This is a genomic window from Aquincola agrisoli, from assembly GCF_036621135.1.
In the GTDB taxonomy this organism is placed as follows: Bacteria; Pseudomonadota; Gammaproteobacteria; order Burkholderiales; family Burkholderiaceae_C; genus Aquincola; species Aquincola agrisoli.
The window spans coordinates 102,364-109,026 of sequence record NZ_JAZIBG010000058.1; the positions used below are offsets into that span (position 1 = coordinate 102,364).

The window sequence follows — 6,663 nt, forward strand, 5'->3', positions numbered from 1 at the left end:
TCAGCGCACCTGGTTGATCAGCGTCGCGCCCTGCACGGCGACGCGGTCGCCGGCGCGCAGCCCCGACGTCACGGCGGCGTGCAGGCCGTCCAGCGGCTCGGCCGTCACCGTGCGCGGCTCGAAGCGCTCGGGCGCCGTCTTGACCCACACGATGGCCTGGTTGGCCGGGTTCTTCATCAGCGCGGCGACCGGCACCGCGATCGCGGCGATGCGGCTGCGCGTCTGCACGAACACCTTCACCGGCTGCCCCACCGCCAGCCGCGAGAGCGCCGCGCCCTCGGCGCGGAAGCCCAGCGGCAGCGCCTGGTCGCGCAGGCTGCGCGCTGCGCCGGCAAAGACGAGCGGCACCCGCTCGCCTCCCAGGGCCAGCGTGGCGCCGCCGATGTCGGCGGCCAGCTCGGGGTCGTAGGCCAGCGCCTCGATGCGCAGCCGCGTGGGGTCGACGATCTCGAACACCAGCTCGCGCGCATCGACCACCTGGCCCGCCACCACGTTCGCCGAGGCGATCACGCCGGCCACCGGGGCGGCGAGGGCCTCGCGGTGCGACAGGCCCGTGCTCGCCGCCGCGCTGCGCTCCGCCAGGCTGGCGGCCTCGCTCTCGGCGGCCTCGATCTCCTTGCGCGGCACGGTGTCGGCCAGGGCCTGCAACCGGGCCACCCGCTTGTCGGCCAGGGCCTTCGCGGCGCGCAGCTCGGCCACCTGGGCGGCCTGGTTGGCGCGTTCGATCGGGGCGGCCGACGCCGCCACGTAGGCGAGCACCTCGCCCTTGCGCACGGCCTGCCCCGCGGAGGGCAGGCCGTGCGGGCCGGGTTCGATGCGGCCGGGGTTGAGCGGCTGCACCTTGCCGCCGGCGTTCGGGTCCATCACGACCCGGCCGCCCAGCTCGACCGTGCGCGGCAGCGCGCCCGCCTCGGCGACGAGCGTGCGCACGCCGAACTGGCGCTGCGCCGGCTTGGGGAGGAACACGCTGCCGTCGGGCTGGCGCTGCGGGCCGTTGGCGCGGGGCGCGGCGGGGGCGTCGCCATGGTCATGGCCTTCGCCGGCTTGGACGGCGGCCGCCAGCGGCAGCCAGAGGGCCAGCGCGAGCCCGGCCTTTTGGAGCGTGCGCTTCATGCCGCACCTCCGGCACGCAGGCTGCGGTGCGCCCTGCGGCGTGCGGCCCACAGCAGCGCACCCGCTGCCGCCAGCCCGGCGATCGCCCCGCCGGCCGCGCCGCGCCAGCCGCCGGCTGGCGGGGCCTCGTCCGCAGGGGCCGGCGCATGGATGTCGAGTTCACCGGCCAGCAGGTCGGCTTCGTCGCCGGCCACCACCGTCACGGTGACCGGCAGCACGCCCGGCGGCGGGGCCGCGGCCAGCAGGGCTTCGAATTCGCCGTCGCCGTGCGGGTCGGCAGCGACGGCGGTGCCGCCGATGTCGAGCTCGAGGCGCGCGCCCGTCACCGGGCTGTTGTCGTCGGGGCGGTCGAGGTAGAGCGTGAGGCGCCGGCCATCGAGCACGCCGACCAGCTCGAAGAGCTCGGATTCGGCGGTGAAGCGGGGCAGGGCGGCGGCGGCCGGCGCTGGCGCGTCGCCATGGTCGTGTCCATGGTCGTCGGCGGCGGGCACGGCCGTGGCCGCGAGGGCGCACAGGGCGAGGGCGCCGCCGCGGCGGGCGAGGGAGGCGGGGAGTTGCATGGGAGGGCGGGGTAAAGGTGGTCGGGAGGGGCGCGTCGTCACTGCGGCAGCAGGCCGAGCGCCTGGCGCCATGCGGAGATCGCCGCGGCGAGTTCGATGTGCTGGCGGGCGGCCTGCCGCCGGGCGTCGGCCGCTTCGGCCTCGATGCGCAGGCGCGTCGGGAGGTCTGTCTCACCGAGCCGGAACGACTTGTCGAAGAAGCCGCGCGAGGCTTCGGCCAGCTGCGCGCGGCGATCGGCCGCCGCGGCCTGGCGCCGGCCGGCGTCGACCCGCAGGCGGGCCGCGTCGCGGTCGGCGGCCAGGCGGGCCTGCTGGAGCACCAGCTCGGCCTGCGCCTGGGCGGCCTCGGCGCGGGCGGCGGCGGCCCGGGCCTCGGCGCGCGGGCCGCTGCCGAAGGGGATGCGCAGGCCCAGCGTGAGCGTCTGCGCGTAGCGCTCGCCGAATGCGCCGCGCTCGCGGGTCGCGGCGAGCGTCAGCTCGGGGTTGGCACGCGACTGCGTGGCGATCAGCGCGGCGGCACGCTCGGCCACGAGGGCCTGGTCGCGCAGCGCGGCGAGTGCCGCGTGCGGCTCGCCGGCGGCTGCGGGAGGCGGTTCGGGTTCCGGCTCGGGCGGGGCGTGCGGCCCCGCGGTATCGGCGGCGCCCGGCAGCGCGCTGCCGGGGCCGCCGATCGCCGCCTCCAGCAGCAGCCGCGCCGCGGCCAGCGTGGCATCCGCCTGGGCCATCGCCGATTCGGCGGCCGCGACGGCGGCGTCGGCCTGGTGGCGGTCGGCCAACGCCAGGTCGCCGGCGGCGAGGCGCCGTGCCACGTCGGCCGCGAGGCGCTGCGCGCTGCCGTGCTGGTCGCGGGCGATGCCGGCCTCGGCGCGGGCCCGCTGCCAGTCCCACCAGGCCTCGCGCACTGCCGCGGCCACGCGCGCCTGCGCCGCTGCCGTGCGGCTCTCGACCGAGCGGCCTTCCGCCTCGGCCAGCGCCGCGCTGCGCGCGCGCTCGCCCGGCAGCCAGATCGGCACGGCGATGCCGATCTCGTGCTCGCGTGCGCCGTCGTTGCGGTGCAGGCGGTCGGTCTTCGCGGCCAGCTCCAGCGCGGCCGGTTCGGGTGTCCAGGCCTCGGCGGCCTGCCGCCGTGCCTGGGCCGCATCGCGCCAGGCCTGCCGCGCCAGCGCCTCGGGCTGGCGGGACCAGGCTTCCTCGAAGGCCTGCTTCAGGGTCTGCGGCTGTGCCTGGGCGGCCAGCGCGCAGGCGGCGAGCGCCGCCAGGGCCCCGCCGCGCGCGCGGGCCCCTCGTCGTGTTCTTCGGTGCATCCGATGCTCCAGTGTTGAGAGACAACCCCACGGGAGATCGGCGAGCCGCGGCCATGCGGCCGCGCTGCAGCAAGCACCGTCATCGACGGTGCCGTGTCAGCTGCAAACGGTGTGTTGGGAGGAACGGACCGCCCCGCCGATCAGGCGAGGGTCGGCCACTGGGGGCGTTCGGGCCGGGGCGGGGCGTGCGCCGCCGCACGGCCGTCCGGCGCGGCCGGCGGGTGCGCGTGGGCGGGGACGCCGGACGCATCGGGCGCCCGGGGCAGCATCGCGCTGCCATGGCCGTGGCAATGGCCGCAGTCGTGGCCGGCTTCGCCGGAGGCGTCGCCGTCCGATGGCTGCGCATGCTCGTAGCCGTCGAACTGCAGGTCGTGGCCCGGCGCCGCGTGCGCCTCGTGCTCGCAGTAGGCGGCCACCGCGGCCCAGCTGATCTGGAGCGGCAGCAACACGAGCAGGAGGAGGGTGAACCAGCGACGCACGGGCGGCAGTGTAGCGACGGTCCGTGACCGTCAGCGCCAGGCGAAGGCGGGCTGCTCGAAATGCGCCACCCGCGTCGGCCGGCCCAGCAGGCAGACCTCGCGGAACTGGTACAGCACCGCCGCGGTGGGAGCCGCGATCCAGCTCTGCCCCACGGGCATGCGCAGCACCGGGTGCTCGCTGGAGCTCACGGCCTCCAGCCGCGGCGCATCGGCGCGCAGGAACTCCTCGACCGGGATGCGGTGGATGCTCGCCACCTCGCCCGGGTTGGGCACCAGGTGCCGGGCGGCGCCGGCCCATACGACGACGGGCGTGATGACGAAGCCGGAGCGGGTGACGAAGTCGTCGAGCCGGCCCATCACCGTGGCGGCATCGAGCTGCAGGCCCACCTCCTCGGCCAGTTCGCGCAGCGCGGCCTGCTCGGCCGTCTCCCCGGCATCGAGCCGGCCGCCGGGCAGCGCCCATTGGCCGGCATGGTGGCGCAGGCCGGCCGCGCGGCGGGTGAGCAGCAGCGCGGCGTCGTCCTGCCAGGGTGCGTGGCGGGGCAGGCCGCCCACCTCCGCGCCATGCCCCGCATCGACGATGGCCACCGCCACCGCGGCGCCGCGGTGCGCCGGATCGGCCTCGCCGGCGGCCCGGACATCGAAGGACTGCAGGTGGCCGAGCACCACGTCGCGGAGGGCGGGGGAGCGTTGCATGCCCCGGATCATCCCGCACCGGCGGAACTCTGCCGCGGGCTGCGGAACTACAAACCGGCATGCTGTGTGTGTGCAGGCGGCCCCGCGCCGCCGCAACGGCCCTCGACAAGACTGGACAAGGATGTTTTTCCGATGCGTTTGATCCCCTCCCTCCGCTCGATCCTGCTGAGCTGCGCCGTGGCGCTGCTGGTGTCCCCGATGGCGCATGCGCGCGAGATGGTCAGCGTCGCCAAGCAGGTGAACATGCGCTCGGGTGCGGGCACGCAGCACGACGCGTTGTGGCTGCTGGAGCCGGGCTACCCGCTGCAGGTGGTCGACCGCCGCGGCGCATGGCTGCGGGTGCGGGATTTCGAGAACGACAGGGGCTGGGTGTACCGGCCGCTGACGAACAAGGTGCGGCACCACGTCGTCAAGTCCAAGGCGGCCAACATCCGCCAGCGCCCCAGCACCCGTGCCCCCATCCTCGGCCGCGCCGTGTACGGGGAGGTGCTGAAGACGGTGGAACGCCGCGAGGGCTGGGTCAAGGTCCGCCAGAGCGGCGGCACGCAGGGCTGGGTCGCCAACCGCCTGCTCTGGGGCTGGTAGTCGCGCCCGTCAGGGTTCGATCGCCAGGCCGGCCAGCACCGCGCCGCCGGCCACGGTGCCGATGCGCGTGGCGCCGCCGGTCTTGAGATCAACGCGGTACAGCACGGTCGCCTTCGCGCCCGGGGCGGTGATCGCGGCATAGGCGTTGTTGCCGACGTCGCTGATGTCGAAGTGCACCTGGCCGATCGGCCCGGCGTTCAGCGGGCCCACCGTGAACAGCCGGCCGGTGTTCGGCGAGACTGCGGGCTGCACGCCTTCCGCGCTGCCCTGGCGCACCAGGGCACCCAGGCCGGCGTCGATCGCGAAGTTGGTCGTGATCTTGTCGTTGTCCTGGTTGTAGGTGTAGCCGGCGGCCGCGACCTTCGGCGTGCGGCCGGCGTTCCTGTCGGCCGCATCGTAGGCGAGCCGGCCGTCCAGCTGCAGGCCGGCCGCGTTCGGGTCGCCGTCGACGACGGCGCCGGTGTCGGGGTGCAGGCGCAGGTTCAGGCCCGCGTCGCTCACCACGCGGATGCGGTCGACGGTCGGGTTGAAGTCGAAGCCGAACTGCGTGCCTTCCAGGGTGGTGGCGATCGGGGCGCCGACCGGTGCGAGCGCCGCGGTGGCGGTGTCGATGCGGTAGAGCCGGCCGCTGCTGCCCAGCGCGAACAGCTGGCCCCGCGCGACGCGGTAGTCGATGCCCAGCAGGCGCTCGCCCGGTGCCAGGCCGGTCAGCGCGCGGTCGCTCAGCAGCTTCTGCGGCTGGCCGCCGTTGAAGCTGACGAGACGCTGCGACGCGGTGACGGCGAACACCGTCTCCTTGGCGGCCGGGCCGATGGTTTCAGGGGGCGGGGAAGCGCAGCCGGCGGCGATCAATACGGATGCGGCGAGGCTGGCGAGGCGAAACGACATGGGGGTGACTCCGTGGGCTGGCAGGGCGGCGCCCGGGTGGCGTGCCCTCGGCGAGTCTCGCCCGCGCCTGCGGCCCGCGAGCGGCGGATGAGCAGGGGAAAGCACGGCCTGTTGCGACCGACCGGGACGCACCCCGCAGCGCCGATACTTGCGTGCTGCCGGCCGCCGCGCCGGGCTTCTAGGAGGTACCGATTGGACCTGTCAGCGCTGCAGACCACCTTGCGCGAGTTCGCCGCCGAACGCAACTGGCAACCCTTCCACACGCCCAAGAACCTGGCCACGGCCCTGATGGTCGAGGCGGCGGAGCTGGCCGAGATCTTCCAGTGGATGACGCCCGAGCAGTCGCAGGTCGCGCACCACGACCAGGTGACGCAGGAGCGCATCGCCGACGAAGTGGCCGACGTGATGCTGTACCTGCTGCAGATGGCCGACCACAGCGCCGTTGACCTGAAGCGGGCGATCGGCCGCAAGCTCGTCAAGAACGCCAGGAAGTACCCGCCGGTCAAGCCGGGCGTGCCGGTCGGCCCGACCGCCGCGGCCGCGCCTCAGACACACGTGCTCGTCGACTGGGAGAACGTGCAGCCCAAGGACGCCGACATCCGCAGCCTGGTGCCCGATGTGACCGACGTGTGGCTCTTCCACGGCCCGAACCAGCGGCGCGTCGACAAGGACCAGGCCTCGTTTGGTGAACGCGTGACGCTGGTGCCCATCTCGCGGGCCGGCAAGAACGCGCTCGACTTCCACCTGTCGTTCTACATGGGCTACATCGCGTCGCGCAACCCGGCGGCGCGGTTTGTCGTGCTGTCGAACGACCAGGGCTATGCGCCGATGCTGGAGCATGCGCTGGGCCTGGGCTTCTCGGCGACGTTGGTGGGCTTCGGCCCCGGCCGGGGGCCGCGCGTGGCGGGCAAGAAGGCGGCGGCCAAGGCGCCGGCGCGCAAGGCGTCGACGGGCCGCCGGGCGGCAGCGCCAGCCAAGGCCGGGGCGCCCCGGCCGGGGGCGGCGCCTGCACCCGCGCCGAGGCCCGCACCCCAGCCG

At 75.3% G+C, this 6,663-nt stretch carries 8 protein-coding genes; 2 read left to right on the top strand and 6 right to left on the bottom strand.

Going from position 1 to position 6,663, the window contains the following annotated elements:
* From V4F39_RS26900 to V4F39_RS26920, 5 genes are all read right to left on the bottom strand, one after another.
* A complete protein-coding gene (locus V4F39_RS26900) occupies window positions 1–1,113 on the bottom strand; it encodes an efflux RND transporter periplasmic adaptor subunit (RefSeq protein WP_332293327.1) in 1,113 nt (370 codons plus the stop codon).
* Window positions 1,110–1,673 (bottom strand): hypothetical protein, encoded by a 564-nt coding sequence (locus V4F39_RS26905; RefSeq protein ID WP_332293328.1) that lies wholly within the window; start codon window positions 1,671–1,673, stop codon window positions 1,110–1,112. Before V4F39_RS26905 ends, V4F39_RS26900 begins: the two co-directional genes overlap by 4 nt.
* Before the next feature lie 38 nt (window positions 1,674–1,711).
* Entirely contained in the window at window positions 1,712–2,977 is a 1,266-nt protein-coding gene (locus V4F39_RS26910) for a TolC family protein (protein WP_332293329.1), read from the bottom strand.
* A 140-nt stretch (window positions 2,978–3,117) separates the two neighbouring features.
* On the bottom strand, window positions 3,118–3,426 hold the full coding sequence (locus V4F39_RS26915) for a hypothetical protein (protein WP_378235151.1): 309 nt from the start codon (window positions 3,424–3,426) through the stop codon (window positions 3,118–3,120).
* 60 nt (window positions 3,427–3,486) lie between these two features.
* A complete protein-coding gene (locus V4F39_RS26920; RefSeq protein WP_332293331.1) occupies window positions 3,487–4,152 on the bottom strand; it encodes an NUDIX hydrolase in 666 nt (221 codons plus the stop codon).
* 132 nt (window positions 4,153–4,284) lie between these two features.
* Between V4F39_RS26920 and V4F39_RS26925 the strand changes: the two genes are divergently transcribed.
* Window positions 4,285–4,737: an SH3 domain-containing protein gene (locus V4F39_RS26925; RefSeq protein ID WP_332293332.1), complete on the top strand. Its 453-nt coding sequence runs from the start codon at window positions 4,285–4,287 to the stop codon at window positions 4,735–4,737.
* Between the two features lie 9 nt (window positions 4,738–4,746).
* Here the strand turns inward: V4F39_RS26925 and V4F39_RS26930 are convergent, their stop codons facing one another.
* Complete coding sequence (locus V4F39_RS26930) at window positions 4,747–5,625, bottom strand: DUF4394 domain-containing protein (protein WP_332293333.1); 879 nt, start codon at window positions 5,623–5,625, stop codon at window positions 4,747–4,749.
* Window positions 5,626–5,817: 192 nt separating this feature from the next.
* On the opposite strand from V4F39_RS26930, the gene V4F39_RS27255 reads away from it, so the two are divergent.
* A partial coding sequence (locus V4F39_RS27255) for a PIN domain-containing protein (RefSeq protein WP_378235152.1) occupies window positions 5,818–6,663 on the top strand: 846 nt, incomplete at its 3' end.